The organism is Sporosarcina sp. G11-34, from assembly GCF_026931025.1.
The window spans coordinates 20,015-44,471 of the sequence record NZ_JAHNZW010000021.1; the positions used below are offsets into that span (position 1 = coordinate 20,015).

A 24,457-nucleotide genomic window follows, 5' to 3' on the forward strand; every position below is an offset into this window, starting at 1 on the left:
ATTTTAAGATAAATGACAGGCTTAATTGGAATGTCATGAAGAAGAGCGATATAATAAGAAGATATTTTTAGTAAGAGGGCGGTGAACGAAATGGAATCGAAAACGTTAGGTCGACCTGTACAAATCCGGCTCCATTCGTCAATTAAACATCCAGGACAGGATAAAGAGACGCATGAAATACAAGCGACAGGCCGATACATCGAAAAAATCAATTCTTTGTATTTGAAATATGAAGAAGAACAAGATGGGCAAAAAATTCAAACGACCGTCAAGTTGGATGACAGCGAAGCATTTATTATGCGAAGTGGGGCTGTTAAAATGCGGCTACCATTTGACACTGAACGCATCAGTACAGGTGAATACGGGAATGGTCCGGCATCGATGAAGTTGCACGTGAAAACGAATCGGCTTGAGTTTATGGAAAAAGAAGATCTGGGCAATGGGCGCTTTAACGTAGCCTATGAATTGCATGCAGAAGGTTCACTTCTAGGCACGTACGAAATAACTATTACATATTCGGAGGGAATAAAATGAATGCAGTCGAAAAGATACAACAAGAAGTAAAACTAGCGCTACACAACGCCGTTATTGAGGCGAAACTCGTGGAAGAAGCGGATATGCCAGTCATTATGCTGGAAACACCAAGAAGTAAGGAAAACGGGGATTATGCAACGAATATCGCCATGCAACTTACAAAACTTGCAAAAAAACCACCACGTGCGATTGCAGAAGCAATTCTGGCAAACATCGATAAAGAGAGTGCATCCATCGAATCAATTGATGTTGCGGGTCCTGGGTTTATTAATATTACGCTGAAAAAAGATTATTTACAGGAAGTCGTAAAGACAGTTATCGACCAAGGCGCGGAATACGGACGTACGAATTCGGGTCAAGGTGAGAAAATCCAAGTTGAGTTTGTTTCGGCAAATCCAACGGGCGATTTACATCTAGGACATGCGCGTGGTGCAGCTTTAGGGGATTCACTTTGTAATGTCCTAGATTTTGCGGGATATGAAGTTGAGCGCGAATATTATTTAAATGATGCAGGTAACCAAATTGATAACCTTGCATTATCAGTTGAAGCTCGGTATTTCCAAGAACTTGGAGAAGAACGTGAACTTCCAGAAGGCGGCTATCAAGGTCAAGATATTATTGGTATTGCTAAAAAACTCGTCGAAGAATTTGGCGATAAATATAAAAATGTACCTGATAAAGAGCGCTATGACTTTTTCCGTGCATACGGCTTGAAGTATGAGATTAAAAAATTAGAAACTGACTTAGTGAACTTCCGTGTTCCATTCGACAGCTGGTTTTCAGAGTCGTCGCTATACGGTAGCGGAAGAATTGAAGGGGCAATGGACAAATTACGTGAGAACGGTTATATATTTGAAGAAGACGGTGCGACGTGGTTCCGTTCAACAGCATTCGGCGATGACAAAGACCGTGTGCTAATTAAAAATGATGGAACATTTACGTACATCACACCAGACATTGCCTATCACGAAGACAAGATTCAACGTGGATTCGATAAACTCATTAACATTTGGGGAGCGGACCATCACGGTTATATTCCTCGTATGAAAGCAGCAATAGAAGCACTTGGTTATGGGAAAGATAAATTGGAAGTAATCGTTTCGCAAATGGTTCATTTATACAAAGACGGCGAACGCATGATGATGAGTAAACGGACTGGAAAAGCAGTCACAATGCGTGAACTTGTTGAAGATGTTGGACTTGACGCGACTCGTTATTTCTTCGTAATGAGATCAGCAGATACGCAAATGGATTTTGACCTAGACCTAGCTGTTTCTGAATCAAGCGAAAACCCGGTTTACTATGCACAATATGGACACGCACGAATTTCTTCGATTTTACGTCAATCGAAAGACATGAACCTATCAGCTTCAGTAGACGGGGCCGCATTATTAACTGCGGAGCGAGAAATTGATTTACTTAAGAAAATCGGCGACTTCCCGCAAATTGTAGCGGACGCAGCGAAAACACGTTCACCACATCGTGTGGCGACGTATATTCAAGAGTTAGCTTCTGCATTCCACTCATTTTACAACGCAGAAAAAGTATTGGATGCCGATAATCGCGAAATGTCGGAGGCACGCCTTGCATTAATTACGGCAACTCGCACGACAATAGCGAACGCACTCAAACTGATTGGTGTATCTGCTCCTGAAAAAATGTAATACCTATTATTAATAAACACGTAGCGCTTGTCCACTGAAAATTGGCTGGTTGCTACGTGTTTTCTTTATAACGCCAGATAATAATTAGTTTAAGGGAGACCTTATAAGCGCAACTTAGGCTCCGCTGTCGCCTAGTTTTCATTAAATTTCAGGATGGGGGGATTTTATTGAGAAAGGTTATACCTATTCTATTCATTGTAATTGGTGCACTGTTTATTATTTATGCAGGTGGTCAATTTGCTACTTCATATTTTGAACAAGAAAAAAACCTGGAAGAAGCGAAGGGATTTATTTCTGAAGAGGTTATTCCACGTGAAGAAAGCGATGAAATTGAAGTGTATAGTGATATTAAAGAAGGCGATTCGATTGGCGTTTTGTATATTCCGCGGTTGGACCGGGAAATACCGATCATTTCAGGCACGCATGAGGATGAGTTAGCTAGAGGTGTCGGGCATTTTATAAGTACTGCCTTACCTGGCCAACAAGATCAGATTTTATTGTCGGGTCATCGTGATACTGTTTTTCGTCAGTTTGGAGAACTTGAACATGGCGATGAAATCCACGTGAAAATGGAAAAAGGAACATTTATTTATACGATTTTCGATACGGAAATTGTAGACGCAGACGATCGAACCGTAATCCGCTCCACAGCTCCGGAAGAAATATTAACCTTGTCGACCTGCTATCCTTTTACATTTATAGGAAGCGCTCCTGACCGATATATTATTTATGCAAAATAATTAAGATGACTACACGATTGTGTGGTTTTTTTGCTTATATTGCTAGAAACTGTAGTTGGAAGGTCCCGACTTGCAAGCAAATTCGGTTGAGTGCAAGCAAATGGGGTGCGGGTGCAAGGAAGGTCAAGCTGAGAGCAAGCAAACCCGACTGAAGTGCAAGGAAACTTAAAAAAACAATGTCCACAGCCAAAAAATCTTAGTATTGCATTAAAAATCTACTCCTATATACTTACAGAGAATCTGTTGGCCATTCATTAGTGGCATGAAAACTTAATAATTTGATTTTGGTATTTTTGCTTAACGCAAAATTTTAAAAAGGAATCAGGTGAAATACCTGAACGGTCCGGCCACTGTAATTGGGGAGCAAACTCTATTTATGCCACTAGTAAACTACTGGGAACACAGAGGAAGCGATGATCCATAAGTCAGGAGACTTGCCAAAGTCAGTATGCAATTAAACACCTTCCAGGAAAAAGGTATGCATCGTGTATCTGTCAATTTTTCGAGTTTATTTATTGAACATACATATGCCTTTACCTCTTTCTGGGGGTGGGGGCTTTTTTATTTGCCCGAATAATTTTCAGCGTTTTTTGTTCAAAAAAGGGGAGATTTATAAATGAGGAAGTACCGAAAGTTAACCAGTTTTACAGTCTTATTTTCACTGTTGTTTATGCTCATATTTGCGCTGATAGCACCGGTAGCCGCGCAAAACGGAGAGGAAAACATAACACAACTAGAAGTGAAGGATTATAACACACTCGTACAATCTGCTATCAATGATGCAAGCGCTAACATGCTAGACGAAGGTGTAATTAGCGAGTGGCAAGCAATTGGTCTAACAAAGGCTGGTAAAACGGTACCAGCTGGATACACGGATAATTTTAAAGAACATATCGAAAGTCAAATAACTAAAGGCCTTGATACTGGGCGCTTTAAAATTACTGACAGTGAGCGACTTGCGATGGCGGCTGTTGCCATTGGGATTGATCCCCGGGATGTTGGCGGTCATAATTTAATTGAATTAATTTACAACAGTCCTGATCGTAATCTATGGGATGGTTCGGTAGAAGATACGCTCACTTATCAAGGGAACAACGGCATTATTTTCGCATTAATTGCCCTAGATACAAAAGGTTTTGCAGTGCCAGAGGATGCTAGATGGACACGCAATCAGTTAGTTGCAGAACTGCTAAAATATCAAAAAGACGATGGTTCGTGGAGTTTATCAACTTCAACAACTGGGTCAACTAGCTATGATATTAGCGCAATGGCTCTCATAGGGTTAGCGCCATATACTGGACAACCGAAAGTGAAAAGCGCTGTTGATAAAGCAGTTTCATTTTTGTCTAAGGAACAAGGGGATACCGGCGGATTCGATGAAGCATTTGTAGGTGGAATTTCAAGTGAAGCGACATCGCAGGTGATTATTGGTCTAACGGCTAATGGAATAGATCCAACTAGTGAACGATTCACGAAAAAAGGAATTAACTTGATTGATCATTTATTAAGTTTTGCCGCTGATAATGGTGGATTCAAGCATACTTCCGGTGATCGTTCATCTAACACTATGGCCACTGAACAGGCTTTGCAGGGCCTCGTGGCTTACGACTTATATGCAAATGGTGGAGGTAGACTCTATGACTTTGCTGATAAAGTAGTAGAACCAGAACCAGAGCCAGAGCCAGAGCCAGAGCCAGAACCAGAACCAGAACCAGAACCAACCCCAACCCCAACACCAACACCAACACCAACACCAGAGCCAGAACCAGAGTCAGGGCCAGAACCAGAACCAACACCAGAGTCAGATAAAGTAATCGACTTCAATAAACAAATCGAAGTAAAGAAAGGCGAGAAGATTTTTATAAGTGACAGTAACTCATTCCTACAATTACCTAAGGATTTACCAGAAGGAACTAAATTAGAAGTACAGCATCCAGACGAAAAAACAGTACCTTTTAGTGGTTTGACATTAACTGGAGATTGGTATGATTTTCAATTTGAATATCCAAGTGGAGTCAAACAAGGAACAGGTAGCTATGGTTTAAGCATGGCGGTTCACGAAGGAATTGATGCCGAGAAAACGGGTGTTTATTACTTTAATGAACAGACGAAACTATGGGAATATGTAGCTGGATGGGGTGCTGCAAAAGATGGAGCGATTATGGTAGACGTCAATCACTTCTCAATATACGGTGTCTTTACCGATACATTCGGCCCAGAAAATCTTCAAGTTACCGAGGAAGAAACGACGGTTGACAGCATTAATTTAAGTTTATCGGCGGACGATCCTTCTGGAGTTAAAGAGTACATCATTTACCGTGAGGACAAGCAACTAGCGGTTGTTGAAGGAGCTGAAAGCGAATTTGTCGATGCTGATTTGAAATCAGCGCAAACTTATGATTATGAAGTAATGGCTGTAGATAAGTTGGGTAATGAATCTGAGAAGGTAACTCTTTCTGCAAAAACAAAAGTTGTTGAGAAAGTAGAGTCTGATGAAGTTTTAGTAGTTGAAGATATTAATAAGAAAGTACCCACTAGTGAGAGTGAAACTGTATCTAAAGGAAAAGAAACTGACACAGTCAAAGACGTTGGATTAGGGGCCCTACTTCCGAAAACAGCGACAAATACATTTAATTTATTAATAGTAGGTATTGGTTTATTAACAATTGGTAGCATTACTTGGTTCGTTCGCAGAAGAAATGTCTTGAATTCGTAAATAAAAGGGGGCTTTTATCCATGAAGTACTATTTGAAAATCATTACTTCTATTTTATTAACATTCATCGTCGTTATTGGACTGAGTGCTTGCGGAACTTCATTGCAGAAGCCTTCAGGATTAGAAGAAAGTACGGAGCAAAAAACGATAGCGAATGACACGAAAGAAGCAGAAAAGAAGAATGTCGCCGAAAGTAAAGTGAAAGAAGAGTCTGAAGATGCTAAGCCAGATGTGGCTGACTTAAGTAAAGAGGACGTTGAAAAGGAAAAGCAGACTAAGAAGGATTCTAGTGAAAAGCTTGTTAAATCGCTGAAAGAAGATAAAGATCCTTCAGCGGCTGAAACTAAGCGAAGTGAAGTAACACCTAAAAAAAATCAGGAGAAGCCAAAAGTAAAAGAACCAAGTACCAAAAGCGCGAATGAATCGGGTAATACTACGGTTACTAAGTCGGGAAATACAAGTAAAGCAGTAGAAACAGTTAAGAAAAAAGTTGAATCAAATCCAACGGCGAAAGCAACACCAAAGGCAACACCAAAGGCAACACCAAAGGCAACACCAAAGGCAACACCAAAGGCAACAGAAAAACCGACAGAAAAACTAACACCAACACCGGCTCCAAAAGAGGAGGCAAAAGAAGAACCAAAAACCGAGCCGAAAAAGAATACGATTGTCCATTCAATCGTTCTCTCTTCAAGTGAAGTCCCATTGCCACCGACGGAAATGGAAATTAAGGATGGCGATACGGTTTTAGACGCATTGATTAAAATTACCATGGCCAATAAAGTTCATATGGACTACCGCGGAGGACAAGGGGCCACTGCTTATATACAAGGAATGGCCAATGTATATGAATTTGACCGCGGGCAAGGAAGCGGCTGGATGTACCGAGTGAATGGTATTTTCCCAGACCGGGGAGCAGGGGTAGTCCCACTACTTGGCGGCGACCGTGTCGAATGGCTTTATACAACAGATTTAGGCGTTGATTTAGGCGCAAATCTAAAACCATTTAGGCGGTAAAATAGTTGGAAAATACGACCTGACGTGCTTCGCTTCAGGTCGTATTTTTAATAGATATAAAGAGGTGAATATCCAATAGAAGCTGGTTTTCGTTCGTATCATCCAATGGTTCTTGTGAGTTACTATATTGCCGTAGGCGTTCTTCTTCTCTATTTCAATCATCCGTTATTTTTACTGCTCATATTTCTGTTTCTTATAGCACTTAATCTCACGCATGACAGAGGAAAAGAAATGAAGAAATGGCTACCACTGCTCTTAATTATGAGTAGTATTATTGTTATGTTAAATCCATTTTTAGTTTCTAGAGGAACTACTATTTTGTTTTACTTTCGTGGAAAACAAGTGACGGTAGAAGCATCAGTTTACGGAGTGGTTATGTCGTTATCAATCGTAGGCATTATCATATTATTTATTTCGTTTAATTTAATTTTAAATGGAAATAAGTTCTTATATATCTTTTCACGCGTTCTGCCGAAACTTGCATTTTTGTCTATGCTAGCAATTCGTTTTGTCCCACTATTACGCGTGCGATTAGGGGAGATTACGGACGTTCAGCGTATTCGAGGGATTGATATGCGGTCGGGTTCCATTTGGAATCGAGCTAAAAGTGGAATGATCCTCTTACAAATATTATTGACTTGGTCACTTGAAGAAGCGCTGGAAACCGCAAATTCCATGGAAGCAAGAGGTTACGGAATAGGAAAGCGTAGCTCGTACCTTCCTTTTCAATGGGAAAGGCGTGATGTCGGTTGGTTGTTGATTATCTGGTTACTTTTCATTGCCTGCCTACTCGGAGGAGTATTAGGCTATGGGAAGATTTTTATTTATCCAGAACTAGGCACCCTGCAATTTTATGCGCTTGATTGGGTCCTGCTTGGATGTCTATTGATTCTAGTGGCGTTTCCACTATTAGTTGAAGGGAGAGAACAGATGCGATGGAAACTATCAAGATAGAAAACCTTAGATTTCAGTTTCCTGACGCTTCCGAATGGGCACTTCAGGGTGTAAATCTCACTGTAAAAGAAGGAGAGTTTATTGTTATTTGCGGTCCCAGTGGTTGTGGGAAGACAACCCTATTACAATTATTAAAAAACGAATTAGCGCCTGCAGGGACTCAGGTAGGTGAAATATATTATAAAAATAGCCAGTTAGCGGATTGGGACAAAAAAACGTTAATCGAGGAAATAGGTTTTGTATCACAAGACCCAGAAAATCAGATTGTTATGGACGAAGTCATGCAAGAAATTGTTTTCGGCCTTGAAAACTTAGGGTATTCGAACTTTGAAATGAGAAAAAGAGTTGCGGAAATGGTCAACTTTTTTGGAATGGAAGATATGTTAACGTTAAAACCATCCGAGCTATCCGGCGGACAAACGCAGATGCTGAATTTGCTTTCCACACTTCTTTTGAAACCGAAGGTCCTGTTGTTAGACGAACCCACTTCTCAGTTAGATCCGATAGCTGCAAGAGAATTACTGACAACATTAGAACGACTAAACCAAGAGATGGGCATAACAATCATTCTGGTGGAGCATCGTCTAGAGCAGTTATTTTCATCTGCGGACCGTATATTATTTATGGAAGAAGGTGCGATTAGTTACGGTGGAGCGAGTCGGCAAGTCATTGAAGAGTTATACGAGCGCGGAAATAAACAACTCATTCCTTATCTACCTTCCTTGGCACGCCTTTATATGGAAACTACAGAAACGGTTGTACGGGAGAAGATTCCGCTTACGGTTAAAGAAGGCAGGGAATGGTTTGTCGGTTTGCCTGAACCATCAATGCTTAAGTTAGAAGGGGAAACGGTTGACTTTAGTAGTAGGGATTTGGCCGTTAGTTTAAAAGATGTATATTTTCAATATCGGAGGGAGAGCCCACCCATCCTGAAAAAGCTTTCTTTGGAAATTAGGGAAGGTGATTTTTTTGCGCTGGTTGGTGGAAATGGATCAGGAAAAACAACGGTTTTGAAAGCATGTATTGGCAGCATTAAGACACAAAGAGGAAAGGTATTGCTACGCGGGGAAAATATAAATAAGTCGCGCAGTAAACAACGATTTGACGGTGTTGCTTATCTGCCGCAAAATCCAAGAACCTACTTTGTTCACGATACAATCGAAAAAGAAATGCGGGAAACAGTCATACGACATAATGTTGCCAATGGTGAATCAGTGATTGTCGAGCTACTTCAAACTTTTGGCATTGCGCATTTGAAAAATCGTCACCCTTATGACTGTTCGGGGGGGGAAATTCAAAAAACTGCTCTCGCTTGTATGCTGATTGCCACTCCTGAAATATTATTTATCGACGAACCGACGAAGGGACTAGATTCAGTTTCAAAAGAAGAATTATCAACGCTTTTACAGCGACTACATAAGTCTGGAATAACGATTATTATGGTAACCCATGATATTGAATTTGCGGCTAAAAATGCGATGAGATGCGCTATGATTTTTAACGGGGAAATTACTGTGACTGGTACGCCAGCGCAATTATTTAAAGGAAATTACTTTTACACGACATCCATAAACCGAGCAAGTCGAGTAAGTGAAGAAAAAGAATCGCTTACGTTAGAGGAGGCATTGTTAAAATGGTAAACAACAGACGTTACTTAACGATTGTTTCCATTTTGATATTCGTCTTGTTGGTCATATCGATTGCTGTCTTTCGGTATAATGCGTATTTAATGTTGAGCTTTCTAATTATTAGCATCATCATGCTTCCGTTTTTTATTCGTTTTGAAATGCGTAAAGTTGCGGTACGAGAAATTGTTATTTTAGCTATGCTTGCCGCAATTGCTGCGGTGGGACGGGTTCCTTTTGCCGGTTTGCCAAGTGTTCAACCAACTTCATTTGTTATTATTATGGCTGGTTTGGCATTCGGTGCGGAATCTGGATTTATTGTCGGCGCAGTCGCTGCGATAGTGTCGAATATATTTCTCGGTCAAGGCCCTTGGACGCCGTGGCAAATGTATGCTTGGGGCATGATGGGGATGAGTGCGGGGCTTCTCCGAAATACGTGGTGGATGTCAAAACTATGGGGGAAGGCCGTATTTGGATTTATATGGGGATACCTATTCGGTTGGTTCATGAATTTATGGATTATAGTAAGTAATTTGGAAAACATGACCTGGGAAGCGTTCTTGGGGATTTATTTCGCCAGTATTTATTTCGATTTAGCTCATGGCATAGGCAACGTATTCTTTATTCTCGTCTTTGGTGCCAGTTGGTTTAAAATTCTGCAGCGATTTCAGAGAAAGTATGGCTTATTGGAGGCTTAGCGAATAATTCACAGGTTTTGATTCGCATTGCTTAGAAAAGTGTTAAACATTTTATAGTCGTAAGGTCCCGACTTGCAAGCAAATTGGATTGAGTGCAAGGAAATGCTCTACCGGTGCAAGCAAAGATTGGAAGAGTGCAAGCAAAGAGTAGTCGGGTGCAAGCAAATGACATCCGGGTGCAAGCATAAAAGTCGAAACGGAATTAAAGCTAAAAAGAGATATTTAAGAAGGCTTTAAGTGTTTTTTAGGAAAACAATGGTTTTATTGCGCCGAAACTGTAGTGCCAAAGTAATAATTCGCTGATAAGTACCCCGTGGGCGCTGATATCGGGATGTCGAGCGCTGATAAACTACTTCCAACCGCTGATAACCAGTACGCGAACGCCGATAACTCGTACTCGACGGCTGATTTCACAAAAACGTTCGTTTCACGGAATGATAGTGCAATCAACCAAACCACTCTTTCTCGACACAACCTTTATATGTAGTATAATAAGAACCGGATACAAATTACATAGACCAAACATAAAGGTGCCTCGTCATAATTGTCGAGGTTAAAAGGGAAGTCGGTTTAATGCCGACGCGGTCCCGCCACTGTATGTGTGAGCAAGTCGAAAAAAAGTCACTGGAAATCAGTTCCGGGAAGACGCGACAAGCTGCGAGCACGAGCCAGGAGACCTGCCTTTATGAATCGCCCATACGCCTACGAGGATTAGGATTGGTGGAAATCGGCACCTTTGTGTTTAGATTTTTACTGACTTTATTCCTCCGTAATGATACGGGGGATTTTTATTTGGAAAAACAGGAGGAAATTAAATGAAGAAAAAATGGCAATTATGGCTCACATCAATTTTAGCAGTGTTCTTGCTTTCAGCATGTGGCGGCACGGCAACAGAAGATAAGCCGAAAGTAAATGAAACACCAGAAGTAGAAACAGTTGAAGAAGGCACATTCCCGCTTACATTGACTGATGCAGTAGGTAATGAAGTAACTTTAGAAACAGCGCCAGCAACGGTTGTTTCAATGATGCCGAGCAACACGGAGATTTTATTTGAACTTGGACTTAATGAAGAAATAATCGGTGTCAGTGATTATGACGATTATCCTGCTGAAGCTTTGGAAAAAGAAAAAATTGGCGCGCAGGAATTTAACGTTGAAGCTATCGTAGCTATGGATCCTGAAATTGTATTTGGGCATGAATCAGCATTCGGAATGGCCGAAGATGGTTATGAACAAATTCGTGCAGCGGGAATTCCTGTATTTATCGTGAAAAATGCAACGAACTTTGATGAAACGTATGATACGATTGAAACAATGGGTAAAGCAATGGGTAAAGCAGAAAAAGCTAATGAAATTATCGAAAGCATGAAAGCAAAAGTTGCTGAAGTGTTAGAGAAGACAGACTCAGTTGAAAACAAAAAGACTGTATTTGTAGAAACATCACCAGCTCCTGAAATTTACACGCCAGGAAAAAACACATTTATGCAAGAAATCCTTGATATGGTCGGCGCAGAAAATATTGCGGCTGACGAAGAAGGTTGGGTCATGATGGATCCGGAAGTAATCGTAGATAAAAATCCGGATGTCATTGTCGTTATGTATGACTATATCGACACGGCTGTTGAAGATGTCTATAAACGTGACGGATTCGATACGATCACTGCAATTAAAGACGAACAAGTAATTCAAGTAGATGAAAACATAACGAGCCGTACAGGTCCACGCCTTGCAGAAGGACTGGAAGCAATCGCGAAAGCAATTTACCCTGAGGTTTTCGGTGAGTAAATCAAGCGTTGCCTACATCGTTTCCGCCGCCACACTTCTTGTGGTGGTGTGGCTCGGTGTTTCGATTGGATCGGTGAAAATACCGATTAGTACGCTATGGAATACAGGAGCGGATACGACAGCGACGAACATCTTATGGAAAATAAGAATGCCGCGTGTTATATTGGCCGGACTTGTCGGCGCATCGCTGGCGATTTCCGGTGCTGCTTTTCAAGGGCTATTAAAGAATCCGCTTGCTGATCCATACACACTCGGAGTGTCATCCGGCGCCTCGGTCGGTGCTGTGATGACGCTCTTTTTTGGTATATCGATACCGATTTTAGGCACTTATACGCTACCCATATTTAGTATGATAGGCGCGGCACTTACGATGTTTCTTGTTCTTGGGTTTGCGCGACTTGTCGACAGGGCCATGAAAATGGAAACAATTATTTTGACAGGTATTATTTTCGGTTCGTTTCTAGGTTCGGTTTTGTCACTCATGATTGCGCTGACAGGAGAAGAACTTCGCCAAATTATCGGATGGCTTCTCGGGAGTGTTTCGATGCGTGGCTGGAATCATATTACAATGATTTTGCCGTTTGTAATTGTTGGTTCCGTAATGCTTTGGTTAAATCGTCGCGAACTAAATGCGATGCTATTCGGGGAAGAACGTGCACATCATTTAGGTGTTAATGTGAAGCGGCGAAAATTTGCGATTTTAATTGGCGGCTCGATTTTAACAGGTTCAGCCGTTGCAGTATCAGGGACAATTGGCTTTATCGGCCTCGTAGTTCCGCACATGACACGACTTTTATGGGGGGCAGATCATCGTCATTTGCTCACGCTTTCATTTATGAACGGTGCCTCGCTCCTTATTATTTGTGATTTAATCGCGCGGACTATTATTTCACCGACGGAACTTCCAGTTGGCGTCATTACGGCGTTTATCGGCGCACCTGTATTTGCGTTTATTTTCTACAGACAAAGAAGAAAGGGAGCTATGTAACATGCTACAAGTTGAAAATGTTTCAGGTGGTTACGGCAATAGCCTCGTTGTAAAATCAGTTAGCTTTGACGTGAAAAAAGGGGAAGTACTCGGGATTTTAGGGCCAAATGGCAGTGGTAAATCAACATTGCTGAAAATTATCTCAGGCATTCTAAAAGCAGAGAGCGGGACCGTGACCATCGACGGGAAAAGTGCGTCGCTTTATTCGCAAAAAGAATTTGCAAGGAAAGTTGCCGTGTTGCCGCAATTACATGCCCATGCATTTTCACATACCGTCCGAGAAACCGTAGAACTTGGGAGATATCCACATCAGGCAGGGTTATTTTCTTCCTGGTCAAATGAGGACGAGCGAGCCGTAACTGAAGCGCTGGAAAATACGGCGATAACGCGTTACGAGAAACAGTCCATCGAACTCCTGTCCGGAGGCGAGCAGCAACGCGTTTTCGTTGCACAAGCACTCGCACAAGAAGCACCAATATTGTTATTAGATGAACCAACAAATCATTTAGACATCGCGCATCAACAGCAACTACTCGACACAATACGAAATCAAGCAGTCGATAAAGGACTTACGGTGATCTCGGTATTCCACGACATTAACTTAGCGGCAATGTACTGCGACCGTTTACTATTATTGGATAAAGGCGAGGTATCTAAAATCGGTTTGCCACAAGATGTGGTGAAAGAAGAAGCAATTGAAGCCGTTTATAAAGCGCGTGTCAAAACACAGCCCCACCCTGAAATGCCCAAACCACAAATCACCTTACTTCCTGATACAAAAGATGAAATTCGAGTAGCTGTTGTGTCCAAAGAAGACTTTTCTGTTTCAAAGGAATTCGTTGCACTGCAAACAAAAATCCCACTTAAAACGTTATCATCCGCGGTCCATAACGCTGGATTAGGTTGGTATAAAACATTTGTGAATCGCCATGTCGACAGCAATTACAATGCAGATGACGTAAAAACTGAAATGGCTGCATATCTAGAGAAGCAAGGCTTTCCACTGAATGAAACAGTAGGAATGATGACTGCTGTTTTGACAGAGCACGTAGAAATAGGTGTATATGAAGGCGATTTCGGAACGGTCTTAATTGCCGTCACGGCCGGAATAGGTAATGCGGTAGATGTATCCAAAGCACGCAGTCGCGATGAAGCTCCGCGGGTTGGAACAATAAACACATGGGTAATTATTAACGGAGAGTTGCCAGACGAAGCGTTCATTCAAGCGATGATTACCGCGACAGAAGCAAAGGCGAAAGCGCTCCAAACTGAAAATGTAAAAGATCAACTGACGGGAACAATCGCAACAGGCACATCGACAGACAGTTTACTCGTGGCTGCCACGCAACAAGGGGAATGGCTACCATATGCCGGCCCTATTACGTCACTTGGGAAATTGGTTGCACACGGTGTATACGAATGCACAGTTAAAGCAGTACAAGCTTATAAGAAAGCGAAAGGATGGACGACTTGATACCAGCACACTTTTTAGCCATCGCCATCGGTTTTTTCCTTGATTGGATAATCGGAGATCCACCAAAATGGCCACATCCGGTTCGTTGGATAGGTACATTTGTTTCAAAAATGACCGCTATTTTAAATAAAGGAAAATTCCGCACAGCAAAAGGTGCATTTTTGCTCGCGCTGACCACATTAATTGTTTTCAGCCTAGTATTTTCTGTAACCGTTTTTGCTTATTCCATTCATTTATTTGCAGGAATTGCCGCAGAAAGTATACTGATTGCGATTGGTCTTGCTCAAAAAAGTCTGCGCGTGGCTGCACTCGATGTGTACCGACCACTTGCTGATGGTAATTTAAGTGAAGCACGTAAAAAGCTGTCCATGATTGTCGGCCGTGATACCGAGAAGTTAAATGAAAGCGAAATTGTGCGCGCAACAATTGAAACTGTTTCTGAAAATACAGCGGACGGTGTTACGTCACCACTCTTTTGGGCCTTTTTATTTGGAGCACCGGGCATATGGGTATATAAAACAGTGAATACACTCGATTCCATGATTGGCTACAAGGATGAGCGTTACGAAAAGTTCGGTAAATTTGCAGCGCGGACAGACGATGTGATGAACTTCATCCCCGCACGAATTACGGGGCTGTTTATTATTTTATATGCGTCGAATAAAGGCGGGATTTCATTTTTTAAACGCTTTGCTGGTTGGACCAAGGATGCGCGTCGACACGCGAGTCCTAACAGTGGTTATTTGGAAGCGGCGACAGCTTGGCAACTGGGCATCACATTAGGCGGAAAATCGACCTACCGCGGGAAAAAATCAGAGCGCTCTGAAATCGGACCTGGCAAATTTCCGCTAGAAGCTTCTTACATAAAAGCGTCTGTATTTGAAATGCATACGACCTCATTTATATTTTGGATACTATTTACGATTATTGGAGTGTTGTTTAATGGATTTACCTAAACACGGTGCGAATCCGTCCAAGGTTTATGCGAATCTTGGGATTGAACGTCCCACTGATGTCGTTGATTTCAGTGAGAACGTTAATCCTGCGGGTCCCCCAAAAATCATTCAAGAAGTATGGGCGGATCTTGCAACGAAAATCACGGCCTATCCAGATCCTGACGGCGAACCGTTTTTATCGGCAGCTGCAGCGTTTCACGGTGTTGAAAAAGCGTCTATTTTCGTTGGAAACGGTGCGGCGGAACTGCTTGCATTCGTTGCGGAACGCTACCGCGGGGAGAAGGCGATCGTCGTCCATCCAACTTTTTCCGAATATGAAGCGACTTTGGTGGCAAAAGAAGTGGACGTTATTCGGGTTTTATCAACTGAAGAAAACGGATTCAAATTACCCATCAATCAGATTAAAGAGGCGATGGAATCAGCATCTGTTCTTTATTTATGCACCCCGAATAATCCGACGGGCATCTTGCCAGAACGCGATGATCTGGATAACATCATCCGTTTCGGAGCGGAAAAAGATTGTGACATTGTCCTAGATGAAGCTTTCATTGATTTCATCGGAGAGTCTAGTTCCTTTATTTCGGAATTAAGTGAAAATCCTCATGTGACAATCATTCGGTCTATGACGAAAATGTATGCCATTCCGGGAATCCGGCTTGGCTATGTCTTGGCACATCCAACAATTATTAATGAAATAAAAGCACTTGCACCGCACTGGAATGTGAATGGTGTGGCGGCACATATCGGAGCGCTTTGTTTAGACGCGGACAAATACCGGGAACGAGCCATTCAACATAGCAATGGGGAACGATTAAAAATGAAGGTATTTCTAGAAGCACGCGGTTGTATTGTGACTGACTCCGAAGTGAACTTTCTAACGTTCAAACCAGGAGAAGGGCAGACCGCGCGTAAACTGTACTTGGATTTATTGAACAAAGGAATTGTGCTCCGGCATACTGAAAACTTTCAAGGGATGGACGGCCATTGGCTGAGGATTGGTATGAAAAAAGTAGCGGAAATGAATGTTCTTAAAGAGGAGCTGGCGCGATGGTTCGTGGCAAACTGACCTTCATTAGCGGCGGCGTTCGAAGTGGGAAAAGTGCATTTGCTGAAAGGCAGCTCGTCACAGCATCCAAGCGTAACGGCGGGCGTCTTGTCTATATCGCATCTGGGGTAAAGACGGATATAGAGATGAAAAAGCGAATCGACAAGCACCAAATCCACCGCGCAGAACATAATTGGACTACTTTTGAACAGCCGGTGAAGTTGGAAGAATTACTCCCGTCGATTCAGCAAGGGGACTTTGTCTTGTGGGATTGTTTAACGACGTGGTTAGCAAATGAATTGTACGCTGGTTGGGAAACGGGAACGCCGTGCATTCAACAGCCGGGCTGTATGGAACAAAAAGAAGCAGAACTTTATAAAACAATCGATGCGCTAGTAGACAAAGTCGCAGAGCTAGTCATTGTTTCGAATGAAGTACTCGATGAATTGCCGTCAGCCGATGCAGAGACCGAACTATATAGTATGTGGCTTGGTCGAATTCATCAAAGGCTTGTTGTGAAGGCGAACACTGCGATTGAGATGGACTACGGCATCGCGGATTATTGGAAGAAGTGATAGGTGTGACGCCACCGTTAATTTCCGCTACAGGTGGACGCTTTCCGCGGGGCGGGAGGTGAGTCTCCTCGTCGCAGGCTCCTGCGGGGTCTCACCTGTCCCGCTCAATCCCGCCGGAGTCGCCACCTTCCGCTTCAATTAACTAACTTTTATTCTTTCCTAATGATTAAAAAACTTCATTCCAACGTAAAAGGAGGTTTTGCAATGAATGGTTTGATTGTTTTGGGTACAGCATCGGATTCTGGGAAAACGATGATTTGTGCGGCGCTATGCCGTATATTATCCGATGAAGGAATTCGGGTAACGCCTTTTAAATCACAAAATATGTCCGGGTTTTCGGCAATAACGGAAAATGGTGAAGAGATGAGCCGTGCGCAGTTCATACAAGCAGAGGCCGCGAGAACAATTCCGTCGATCTATATGAATCCGATTCTATTAAAACCCGTAGCCGAGATGAAATCAGAAGTACTCTTTTTCGGGGAGAAGTTTGGACCCGTAGCGGGCATGATGTACCGAGAACAGTTTTTCAAACGCGGTATTGAGGCAATCCACACTGCACTAGCCAAGCTTTCGGAGACATACGAAACAGTCATTATCGAAGGAGCAGGCAGCCCAGCGGAAGTAAATCTCAATGACCGAGAAATTGTCAATATGCGTGTTGCTGAAATTGCAAATGTACCCGCTGTGTTAGTGGCTGATATCGACCGCGGCGGCGCAATTGCATCCGTCGTTGGAACACTGCAGCTTTTATCGCCAGCACATCGTTCGCGTGTAAAAGCGATCATCATCAATAAATTTCACGGCGACCTTTCTTTATTCCGAGAGGGTGTTGAATTTATCGAAGAATACACGGGAATCCCTGTTGTAGGTGTCATTCCATACAAACTAGACCACGGAATTGAAGAGGAAGACGCAAATCGTCCTTTTGTCGAGGCTCCTGTTGGCGTCGATATATACGATGCTTGGGCGGCGCATGTGAAGGGGCATCTTAACTGGCCGCTAATGAAGGAAATTCTTGCACAATCCGAGGGTACAACATGAACGGTTTACTGCTCGCAATTCAATTTTTCACAGTGCTTCCGATTAAAAAAGAATTGCCGATCGGTCGAAAAGAAGTGACGGCAATGTTTATAGCACTTCCGTTCGTCGGCGCGGCAATTGGCGCAGTTATGTACGCGGTTTCTCTGTTGATGATTGATGTGATCGGCACGGGAACGCTTCTTACAGCGGTCTTTATCGTCTTGACAGGCATCATACTGACAGGCGGTTTACATCTAGACGGTTGGGCAGATACGGGCGATGCATTTTTCTCCTATCAAGACCGTGAAAAACGGCTGGAAATATTGGAAGACCCACGTCTAGGCGCATTTGGGACGATGGCACTTGTCCTACTTATCATTGTTAAGGTTGCATTGTTTCATGAAATCTTGGCGCAAGACCTCGGACATATCGCGTTATTTATCGCCTTGCCACTTCTTGCACGGGTGGGCATGAATCTTTATTTATCTACAATCAAGTCTGCTAAGAATAAAGGGCTTGCTTACTTTTTCAAAGAAAAGATTGGGACGGGTAGTGTCAATCTATTGTCGATGGTTATCGGAGGCGCAGTTCTAGTCGGTCTCGGCTATGTAGTTGGAAACGCGGTGCTTCCTCTTCTTTTATTCGCAGTCATTGCTGTAGGACTTATCCTCTTCCGAAACTGGTCGCTGAAACATTTCGGCGGAGTTACTGGAGATTTACTTGGTACGTTTATTGAAGGAATGGAGGCGCTGTTATGGATAGTCGTGTTAGTCTCACTTTAATACGTCACCTTCCAACGCTTGGTAACCAACAACGGCAGTACATCGGGTGGACTGACGAAGCGATTGTGGATATCAACGGAACAAACAGTAAGCTCCCATGGGAACCTAAAACTGTTTACGGGAGCGACTTACTTCGTGCTAAAGAAAGCGCAGCGCTCTATTTTCCCGAAGCAACCTATAAACCTGATTGGCGTTTTCGTGAAAGTCATTTCGGGGATTGGGAAGGTAAAACGTATGATACGTTGAAAGATAATAAGACCTACCGTAATTGGATTGACAATCCGTATGGACATGCGCCCCCAAATGGTGAAAGTTTACTGGAAACAGAAACCCGTGTAGTGGCGGCAGTGGCGGCGTTGCCCGACGATGAGAAAAATCATTTTGTTGTTACGCACGGAGGCCCAATTCGGCTACTATTAACGCAGTTATCACCAATGAAACAGGATTTCTGGTCGTGGATGATTCCGCATGGTTCCATTTGGCGCCTAGAATGGGACAACATCAACGATTTTAAGGAGGGGAAGCGGTGCACGTCATTATCGGAGGTGCCCATAACGGGAAACGAGCATACGTGAAAACGCTCATAAAAGAGCAAGGCAATAATCACGTACAATGGTTCGAGGGTGAGTTACCCAAACCGGGAAGTGAAAGCGTTGTTCTTGCTGGGCTTGAGAAATGGCTAGAACAATGTGGACTTGGTGAAGAAGAAGCAATTGCTCGTGTCATAAAATCAGTGGAAAACCGAGCTGCAATACTTATTTTAACTGATATTGGACGAGGTATTGTTCCAATAGAAGCCTCGCAACGCGAACTACGCGATGTTTGCGGGCGTTTGTATCAAAGATTATTGGCCAAAGCAGACGAAGTAACACGTATTTGGTACGGCATTGCAAAAACCATAAAGAAAAGGGGAGAATTATCATGAAGATTTATACAAAAACAGGGGACAAAGGGAAAACAAGTTTAATAGGCGGTCGCGTGGACAAAGACGATCTTCGCGTTGAAGCATACGGCACAATGGACGAATTGAATTCATTCGTCGGAAAAGCAATGACGGAGCTTGATCCGCAGATTTTCATGGATTTACTAGACGACCTTGAGGCGATTCAAAACGAATTATTCGACGGCGGGGGAGATCTTTCCAACGTGATGAAAGAGCGTCATTACAAATTGACTGAAGAACCAATTACCGTATTAGAAAAGCGGATTGATGAATTAATGGAAGAAGCACCACCACTAGAAAAATTCATTTTACCAGGTGGATCGCCTGCAGCTGCAACGCTTCATATCGCAAGAACGGTCACGAGAAGAGCTGAACGTAAAACAGTAACACTGATGAAATCGGAAGATGATGTATCACCAGTTGTTGTGCGCTATTTAAATAGACTCTCCGATTACTTTTTCGTTGCAGCACGCATAGCAAATTCGCGAATTAATATTGCAGATAATGAATATGTGCGCAGTGCAAAAGTATTTAGAACGGAAAAGACAGATAAGAAATCGGGTGAGTAATCGGTGCAAGTTAAAAGGTTAACAGTTACAGCAATGTTCGCGGCGTTATGTGCGGTAGGGGGCTTACTAATTATCCCCCTGGGCATTGGTTCGACTGCACTTGACTCGGCACCAGCGCTCGTATCGGCTGCATTTTTACCACCAGTTTATGCGGGCATTGTTGCGTTATTAGGCCACACAGCTTCAGCGATGTATGCGGGATTTCCATTAGGCCCATTTCATGCACTCATTGCGCTTGAAATGTTTATCATTGTTGCAGTTTTTGCACGTCTGCATCAAGTGAAGCGCAATGTGTTGAAATGGGTGTTTTTCATTATTGCGAACGGTTTACTTGCGCCGCTTCCTTTTTACTTCTTAATTTCGCCAGCCTTTTTCATAGGCGCACTGCCATCAATCTTTATCGCAACCGTTGCTAACGCTGCTATTGCGGCTGTCGTCATACCAGCGCTTCGCAATGTTACGAGTGGCCAGTTGGGTGAACTGCGATGAGGAATGCAATTGAAATAGGGAACGACTTCATCGTAACAACGGATAATTCAGGCGGTATCGGTGAAAAATCAGCGGATTTCGTTACTGTCCCAGATCGTGTGACAGCCCATTTTGCGGCGCGTGTCACACTTCTTGAACAGTGGTCGGCAAATGCTGAACCGGTAACTGTGTTAATTCATAATTTCAGCGGCAGTTCAAGTTGGGAAAATTACGTGCAAGGTGTGAAGGATTTGTTCCAAGAGGTGGGGCTGGATGTACCGTCAATTAGCGGAAGTACGGAAACAAATATTGAACTCGTACAATCCGCTGTGGCGGTGACGATGATCGGCAAGAAGAAAGAGGTTCGTCCCGTTGGTGATTTGACATGGTTTACATACGGCACGCCACTTGTAGGCGAAGAAGTGATAGTGCGAGCGGACGAAGTTGCGTCAGTTCGCAAAATTTATGAAGCGATTAACCGTGGGGTCGTCCACCGAATTTGGCCAGTAGGGTCGAAAGGCATAGTAGAAGAAATTCGAAATATGACAGGAAATAACGAAGCGGTTGTTGAAACCGTGCTGGACACTAAAAAGTCTGCAGGACCTTCCACCGTAGTTTTATTAGCTATCTCGGCTGAAAAATTAGCAGAAGCGAAAAGTCTTTTTGGTGCACATTTGAAAGATATACATATTGAATAATAATACTGTCAATTTTAATTTCGCGTAATTCATGGTAAGCTTTTCAAACACTTTTTAGTTTTTGATGAAAGATACATAACGGTATAGTCATGGAATAATTGTCGACAATAGAACACGGGAAGGAGGAATTGAACTTGAATCTTCAAAAAGCTGCATTGTTGCTAATAGATTTGCAAAAAGAAGGCGGAACATCGAATGTAGCTGGAATGGATCAAATTTTGCAGAAAACAGCTTTGCTTATTAAAAGCTGCCGTGAAATGAACATCCCTATTATCTACACGCGACATATTAACCGAGGCGATGCAATCGGGCTGGCTAATAAGGAGCCATTAAACGCTCAAGGAGAACCGCTTTATTATCATGATAAAACGGATGCGATTGAAGTGGCCGATCTCATTAAACCTGAACCGCATGACATTATTATAGATAAATATCGCTATAGTGGCTTTCATGAGTCTAGTTTAGATTTAATGTTAAAGGGACTAGGGATAGAGCATTTAATAATTGGTGGCGTACTGACAGATGTCTGTGTCATCTCAACGGCCATGGATGCTTATTATCGTGATTATCAGGTGAGTCTAGTCGAGGACATTTGTGGCACAACGACTGAAGGTGCTCATATGGCTGCAGTTTTAATGATGGCGAACTGGATCTATGACCTTCAAATATATGAAGCAGCAGAACTTTGCAAACGACTGAACAAGGAAGAATTTCGCGTTTGGACGTCTAGTGAACCGGATGAACTTCAGTTTACACCAGATAATATGAGAGACGTGTTTTCTAAAATAACGGCTCAAAAGTAACTCTATAAGTTGAAATGAAGAATTCGACTTTTTAATTGATTGAAGTGAATAGTGGCGACCCTGTTGGGATTAGCGGTAGCCCGTTGAAAAAATTACCTTTTAAAATGAAATTTAGTTGGTTGGAGTGTAAATCGGCGACTCCAGCGGGAACAGCGAGCCGAACGACGTAGGGTTCGGTTTGTATAATTTCTGTGTCCTTTACAGAAATTATACATGTACTTGATTTTGGCCCCACAGGAAGAGCCGTCACGAAGAACGGCTTTTGCGACCGAAAAGCGTTAGCGTTTGGGAGCACGGTTTAAGCGACGAGGAGACTGAAGCAGTGCCCGCGGAAAGCGTCAGGGAAAGATTGAACTGTAACTTTCCGCACTGTCCGATTGGAACGGAAACCAACGGCTTGTTTGAGGTAGAATATTTAGGTGACAAATAGCTATTAATTAATTCGAAAAAAGAACCGTACGTCAAGAAAGGGATGGAAGAATTGTCGAAAGCAAGTGAAGAAGAGCCCGGGTACCAGGGGCAGGGAAGTCCGGCTCCTGGTAAAAAGGTTGAAACGATAGAGTATTACGCAACAGATGAAGTGCCAATGAGCCAGAGAAACATCGGTTTTTTTGACATGATTGCCATATGGGTCGGAGCAAATTCAAATAACGCCTCTTGGTACGTAGGAGGAACAGTGGCAGGTGCGGCATTTGCGGGTGCGATTTCGGTAACCTTAATCGCCAACCCAATTGCTTATATTATCCTTGCACTCGTTGGTTATATGGGTTTTAAAGTAGGAACATCGACAATGGCTTTAACGAGACCTGCGTTTGGCATCAAGGGAAGTGCCTTGCCGACTGTTTTAAACACAATTGTCTTTTTAGGCTGGGCGGTCGTTAATACCTTTATAGCCGTTATTTCGATGAGCTTTATATTTAGTGATCTATTTGGGTGGCCAGCATACGGTGAACCCGGCAGTGCCGGACCGATGATTATTGGAATTATTGTGATGACAATATTAAACTTGGCTGCGGTTTCTTTAGGTAGAAACTCAATTAAAATAGTTGAAAGAATCGGGATGGTTCTTGTCCTCGTGTTAGGCGTTTGGATCACGACGGTTGTCTTGAAGTCGCATTCAATGGCCGACATTATTGCGTGGAAGCCACCCGCTGATTTAAAAATGCCAACGGGCGTCGCAATTGATGTTATGGCAGCTTTCAGTTTAGCATGGGTGCTTGGTGTGGCAGAATTTACCCGCTATACACGCTCTGTTAAAACAGCGACTGTTGCACCTTTAATTGGAGCATTGGTAGCATTAGCTTGGTTCGCTTTCGTAGGGATCATTTCAACAATCGGTGCAGCTTTGACGACGGGTGTTTATGATCCGAATAACTCTGATCCAAGTTCACTTGTGACGAATCTCGGCCTGGGTTGGGTAGCATTAGTACTAATTGTCGTAGCGTGCGTGACAACAAACGTCGTAAACTTAATGGCCGCTGGAATTTCAGTGACGAATGTGACGAGAAAAGTGAAACCACTTCACTCAATTTGGCTCGTAACTGTTATTTCAGGTGTCCTTATGCTCGTTCCGCTTTATATGACAAGCTTCCTTGATACATTTATGATTTTCCTTGAGTACATTGGGATGGTTTTAAGTGCACTACTTGGAATATTAGTAGCAGACTTCTACTTCGTACATAAAAAACGTTATGATGTAAAACAATTTGATGTAGTAGGTGGAAAATATTGGTACCATAAAGGCGTCAATTTGAAAGCCGTATCTGTCTGGGCACTAGGCGTTGTATTTTTCTTGGTAGTTCAAAACGTAGGATTCATTATGAATACAACAGGAGCAGTATATCCAACGATTCTAGCGACTGCAATACTATACAGCTTCATTTCACGAATTAAGAAATAGAGAGTTATTTAATCATGACTCTCTTAAGTGACTAACTTAATGGGGTAAATAAAAAACGAGCGGCCCCTAAAAAGGGGTTCGCTCGTTTTCTTATTAATCTTCGAATTCACCGAAAATCTCATCTCTCGTTTGATCATAAGACTTTTGCAGGTTTTGTAACTGAACTTCTTTTTCATCTTGCCGCAAAGTGGTCGAGTTGTTTATTTCCGCTTCAAATTTTGAATACGCAACAGCGAGTGGCGTTGCTTTGTTCATACTGTAATTAGTCATTATTGCTTCTTTGAATGAATCTTTATAATAAGCAGTTGTTCCTGTTTTCATGTTCTATCGTCTCCTTAATAATAAAAAAGCATCCTCTTGGTGCTGCACCCCAAAAGTTAGAGCTAAAAATCTAACTCTTGGGGTGTTTTTATATGGCGAAATATAGTGATGAATTTAAATTAATGATAGTTAAAGAATATCTTGAAGGACCTCTAGGATATGAGCTGTTAGCTCAAAATTATGG

Annotated in this window: 25 protein-coding genes and 2 riboswitches; of the genes, 23 read left to right on the top strand and 2 right to left on the bottom strand. The window is 42.6% G+C overall.

Annotation, left to right across the window (positions count from 1 at the left end; translation table 11 throughout):
• Positions 1–90: 90 nt before the first annotated feature.
• From KSU66_RS19725 to KSU66_RS19760, 8 genes are all read left to right on the top strand, one after another.
• Positions 91–534, top strand: a complete 444-nt coding sequence (locus KSU66_RS19725) for a DUF1934 domain-containing protein (RefSeq protein ID WP_269053174.1) — start codon at positions 91–93, stop codon at positions 532–534.
• Positions 531–2,198 (top strand): arginine--tRNA ligase, encoded by a 1,668-nt coding sequence (gene argS / locus KSU66_RS19730; protein ID WP_269053175.1) that lies wholly within the window; start codon positions 531–533, stop codon positions 2,196–2,198. The genes KSU66_RS19725 and argS overlap by 4 nt, the downstream gene beginning before the upstream one ends.
• 167 nt (positions 2,199–2,365) lie before the next feature.
• Entirely contained in the window at positions 2,366–2,938 is a 573-nt protein-coding gene (locus tag KSU66_RS19735; protein WP_269053176.1) for a class D sortase, read from the top strand.
• Positions 2,939–3,206: 268 nt separating this feature from the next.
• Positions 3,207–3,394, top strand: a riboswitch (cobalamin riboswitch).
• A gap of 160 nt (positions 3,395–3,554) precedes the next feature.
• Positions 3,555–5,654, top strand: coding sequence for an LPXTG cell wall anchor domain-containing protein (locus KSU66_RS19740; RefSeq protein WP_269053177.1), 2,100 nt, complete (start codon positions 3,555–3,557; stop codon positions 5,652–5,654).
• Between the two features lie 20 nt (positions 5,655–5,674).
• Entirely contained in the window at positions 5,675–6,670 is a 996-nt protein-coding gene (locus KSU66_RS19745) for a DUF4430 domain-containing protein (protein ID WP_269053178.1), read from the top strand.
• Positions 6,671–6,784: 114 nt separating this feature from the next.
• Positions 6,785–7,624: an energy-coupling factor transporter transmembrane component T gene (locus KSU66_RS19750; RefSeq protein WP_269053179.1), complete on the top strand. Its 840-nt coding sequence runs from the start codon at positions 6,785–6,787 to the stop codon at positions 7,622–7,624.
• Positions 7,606–9,264: an ABC transporter ATP-binding protein gene (locus tag KSU66_RS19755; protein ID WP_269053180.1), complete on the top strand. Its 1,659-nt coding sequence runs from the start codon at positions 7,606–7,608 to the stop codon at positions 9,262–9,264. The genes KSU66_RS19750 and KSU66_RS19755 overlap by 19 nt, the downstream gene beginning before the upstream one ends.
• A complete protein-coding gene (locus KSU66_RS19760; RefSeq protein ID WP_269053181.1) occupies positions 9,258–9,947 on the top strand; it encodes an ECF transporter S component in 690 nt (229 codons plus the stop codon). Before KSU66_RS19755 ends, KSU66_RS19760 begins: the two co-directional genes overlap by 7 nt.
• A gap of 261 nt (positions 9,948–10,208) precedes the next feature.
• On the opposite strand, the gene KSU66_RS19765 is transcribed toward KSU66_RS19760, so the two are convergent.
• Positions 10,209–10,397 carry a hypothetical protein gene (locus KSU66_RS19765; RefSeq protein ID WP_269053182.1) on the bottom strand — a complete coding sequence of 63 codons (189 nt, stop codon included), beginning with the start codon at positions 10,395–10,397 and terminating at the stop codon, positions 10,209–10,211.
• A gap of 61 nt (positions 10,398–10,458) precedes the next feature.
• Positions 10,459–10,646, top strand: a riboswitch (cobalamin riboswitch).
• Between the two features lie 116 nt (positions 10,647–10,762).
• On the opposite strand from KSU66_RS19765, the gene KSU66_RS19770 reads away from it, so the two are divergent.
• The 15 genes from KSU66_RS19770 (at position 10,763) to KSU66_RS19840 (ending at position 23,952) form a co-directional block, all read left to right on the top strand.
• Positions 10,763–11,731 (top strand): ABC transporter substrate-binding protein, encoded by a 969-nt coding sequence (locus KSU66_RS19770; RefSeq protein WP_269053183.1) that lies wholly within the window; start codon positions 10,763–10,765, stop codon positions 11,729–11,731.
• Positions 11,724–12,719, top strand: a complete 996-nt coding sequence (locus tag KSU66_RS19775; RefSeq protein ID WP_269053184.1) for a FecCD family ABC transporter permease — start codon at positions 11,724–11,726, stop codon at positions 12,717–12,719. The genes KSU66_RS19770 and KSU66_RS19775 overlap by 8 nt, the downstream gene beginning before the upstream one ends.
• 1 nt (position 12,720) lies before the next feature.
• Entirely contained in the window at positions 12,721–14,193 is a 1,473-nt protein-coding gene (locus tag KSU66_RS19780) for an adenosylcobinamide amidohydrolase (RefSeq protein WP_269053185.1), read from the top strand.
• Positions 14,181–15,149: an adenosylcobinamide-phosphate synthase CbiB gene (cbiB, locus tag KSU66_RS19785; protein WP_269053186.1), complete on the top strand. Its 969-nt coding sequence runs from the start codon at positions 14,181–14,183 to the stop codon at positions 15,147–15,149. The genes KSU66_RS19780 and cbiB overlap by 13 nt, the downstream gene beginning before the upstream one ends.
• Positions 15,136–16,215, top strand: a complete 1,080-nt coding sequence (locus KSU66_RS19790; RefSeq protein WP_269053187.1) for a pyridoxal phosphate-dependent aminotransferase — start codon at positions 15,136–15,138, stop codon at positions 16,213–16,215. Before cbiB ends, KSU66_RS19790 begins: the two co-directional genes overlap by 14 nt.
• Positions 16,197–16,769: a bifunctional adenosylcobinamide kinase/adenosylcobinamide-phosphate guanylyltransferase gene (locus KSU66_RS19795; RefSeq protein ID WP_269053188.1), complete on the top strand. Its 573-nt coding sequence runs from the start codon at positions 16,197–16,199 to the stop codon at positions 16,767–16,769. Before KSU66_RS19790 ends, KSU66_RS19795 begins: the two co-directional genes overlap by 19 nt.
• A gap of 204 nt (positions 16,770–16,973) precedes the next feature.
• Entirely contained in the window at positions 16,974–17,810 is an 837-nt protein-coding gene (locus KSU66_RS19800) for a cobyric acid synthase (protein WP_269053189.1), read from the top strand.
• Positions 17,807–18,571, top strand: coding sequence for an adenosylcobinamide-GDP ribazoletransferase (gene cobS / locus KSU66_RS19805; protein WP_269053190.1), 765 nt, complete (start codon positions 17,807–17,809; stop codon positions 18,569–18,571). The genes KSU66_RS19800 and cobS overlap by 4 nt, the downstream gene beginning before the upstream one ends.
• A complete protein-coding gene (locus tag KSU66_RS19810) occupies positions 18,544–19,146 on the top strand; it encodes a histidine phosphatase family protein (protein WP_269053191.1) in 603 nt (200 codons plus the stop codon). Before cobS ends, KSU66_RS19810 begins: the two co-directional genes overlap by 28 nt.
• Positions 19,098–19,496 carry a bifunctional adenosylcobinamide kinase/adenosylcobinamide-phosphate guanylyltransferase gene (locus KSU66_RS19815; RefSeq protein WP_269053192.1) on the top strand — a complete coding sequence of 133 codons (399 nt, stop codon included), beginning with the start codon at positions 19,098–19,100 and terminating at the stop codon, positions 19,494–19,496. Before KSU66_RS19810 ends, KSU66_RS19815 begins: the two co-directional genes overlap by 49 nt.
• Entirely contained in the window at positions 19,493–20,083 is a 591-nt protein-coding gene (locus tag KSU66_RS19820; protein WP_269053193.1) for a cob(I)yrinic acid a,c-diamide adenosyltransferase, read from the top strand. Before KSU66_RS19815 ends, KSU66_RS19820 begins: the two co-directional genes overlap by 4 nt.
• Positions 20,084–20,086: 3 nt before the next feature.
• Positions 20,087–20,572 carry an ECF transporter S component gene (locus KSU66_RS19825; RefSeq protein ID WP_269053194.1) on the top strand — a complete coding sequence of 162 codons (486 nt, stop codon included), beginning with the start codon at positions 20,087–20,089 and terminating at the stop codon, positions 20,570–20,572.
• The gene (locus KSU66_RS19830) at positions 20,569–21,249 is read left to right on the top strand and encodes a hypothetical protein (RefSeq protein WP_269053195.1); all 681 of its coding nucleotides are present in this window, start codon (positions 20,569–20,571) and stop codon (positions 21,247–21,249) included. The genes KSU66_RS19825 and KSU66_RS19830 overlap by 4 nt, the downstream gene beginning before the upstream one ends.
• Before the next feature lie 134 nt (positions 21,250–21,383).
• The gene (locus KSU66_RS19835) at positions 21,384–22,052 is read left to right on the top strand and encodes a cysteine hydrolase family protein (protein WP_269053196.1); all 669 of its coding nucleotides are present in this window, start codon (positions 21,384–21,386) and stop codon (positions 22,050–22,052) included.
• A 481-nt stretch (positions 22,053–22,533) separates the two neighbouring features.
• The gene (locus KSU66_RS19840; protein ID WP_269053197.1) at positions 22,534–23,952 is read left to right on the top strand and encodes a purine-cytosine permease family protein; all 1,419 of its coding nucleotides are present in this window, start codon (positions 22,534–22,536) and stop codon (positions 23,950–23,952) included.
• Positions 23,953–24,045: 93 nt separating this feature from the next.
• On the opposite strand, the gene KSU66_RS19845 is transcribed toward KSU66_RS19840, so the two are convergent.
• The gene (locus KSU66_RS19845) at positions 24,046–24,273 is read right to left on the bottom strand and encodes a hypothetical protein (RefSeq protein WP_269053198.1); all 228 of its coding nucleotides are present in this window, start codon (positions 24,271–24,273) and stop codon (positions 24,046–24,048) included.
• Positions 24,274–24,457: the final 184 nt, after the last annotated feature.